Genomic DNA, 1,465 nt, shown 5'->3' with positions numbered 1-1,465 from the left:
GGCTGTCGTATTCACACATCTTGCCGGTCAGTTGCGTGGGTGATTCCGTGAGTTGGCTAATGATTCGCGGGAGTAGCCAATGGCTGGGATTGAATATGGGCTGGGGCTGTTTGACGACCGCCGCCTGGAAAAAGGGGGGCCCTTTTGCATGCGGCGCTGGTGGCTCGGCCCGGCTCGTGTATCCGCCGTTTGGCCGGAACACGGGCCCGGGAGATTCAATTCACGCGTTTCCTGCGCAACGGCTCTGTGACGGCGACCAAGATGGCTGCCCATGCGGCGGAACGCACGGCTGCCCGGGCGGCGGGGCGTGATGTTGTCGTGATCCAGGATACGAGTGAATTGGCGTTGGGAGGGCGGCGGGCGAAGGCAAACGGTTATGGGCCGGTCGGAAAGGGCGGAGCCCTGCGCGGCCTTCTGCTGCACGCAGTCCTGGCTATGGATGCTGGTACAGGTGGGGTACTCGGCCTTGTCGAGGCTAAGGTGTGGAATCGTAAGGGAGGCAAGGTGACTGATCGGCGGTCGCGCAAGACCTCGAACAAAGAGTCGCAGCGCTGGCTTGATGGCACGATGCGCGCCGGTGAAGTCTTGGTCGCGGCAGGCAACATTACGGGTGTGTCAGACCGCGAGAGCGATATCTACGAACACTTCGCGCGACGCCCTGATAACGTGCATCTGATCGTGCGAGCCTGCCAAAACCGCAAGATCGAGACGAACGATCCAGATCAGATAAATCTGCTGTTCGGTCACGTGGATAGCTTGCCCGAACAGGGTCGGTTCGAGGTGAAAATCCCCGCTGCGCCGGGCCGCAAGGCGCGCACCGCGGAAATCGCTGTCCGGTTCTCTCTTGTCGTATTGCGCAAGCCGTTGCACGGCGCGGCGGCCGATCTGCCCGCCACGATCACCCTAACCATGGTCGATGTCCGCGAGACGTCGGCGCCCAAAGAGGGCAAGCCTGTGCACTGGCGGCTCTTGACCACGCATGCGGTCACAAACCTTGGCGAGGCGCGCAGGATCGTTGATCTCTATAGGATGCGCTGGGCGATAGAAGAGTTCTTCCACACGCTCAAGACTGCAGGCTTCGATATCGAGGCGGCTGACATTGGCGATCCACAGGCCATGATCAAGTTCGTCGCCGCCGCCGCGGTCGCCGCCGTCACTGTGATACAACTCGTCAAAGCCCGCGACGGCACGACCGATCAGAGCCTTGCCGATGCTTTCGATCCGGCCGACCAGCCTATCCTCGAAGCCGTATCGACCCAGCTCGAAGGCAAGACCGCACGGCAAAAGAACCCGCACCCCAGAGGCTCGCTTGCCTTCGCGGGCTGGGTCATCGGTCGTCTCGGCGGGTGGACCGGGTACTACGGAAAACCGGGCCCGCGCATCATGCGCCAAGGTCTCGATGACTTCCAGCGCATCAAATATGGCGCCTCCCTGAGGCTCCAAAATGTGTGAATCTGACAGCCGC

Annotated in this window: 1 protein-coding gene; it reads left to right on the top strand. The window is 61.9% G+C overall.

Features of this window, described 5'->3' with window-relative positions; all coding sequences use genetic code 11:
- Positions 1-144 precede the first annotated feature (144 nt).
- Positions 145-1,452, top strand: coding sequence for an IS4 family transposase (locus tag ACSQ84_RS35940; RefSeq protein WP_436216498.1), 1,308 nt, complete (start codon positions 145-147; stop codon positions 1,450-1,452).
- Positions 1,453-1,465: the final 13 nt, after the last annotated feature.

This window comes from Bradyrhizobium sp. LjRoot220, assembly GCF_964252915.1.
In the GTDB taxonomy this organism is placed as follows: Bacteria; Pseudomonadota; Alphaproteobacteria; order Rhizobiales; family Xanthobacteraceae; genus Bradyrhizobium.
The sequence above is the reverse complement of the archived record's forward strand: the minus strand, read 5'-3'. Positions and strand labels throughout refer to the sequence as shown.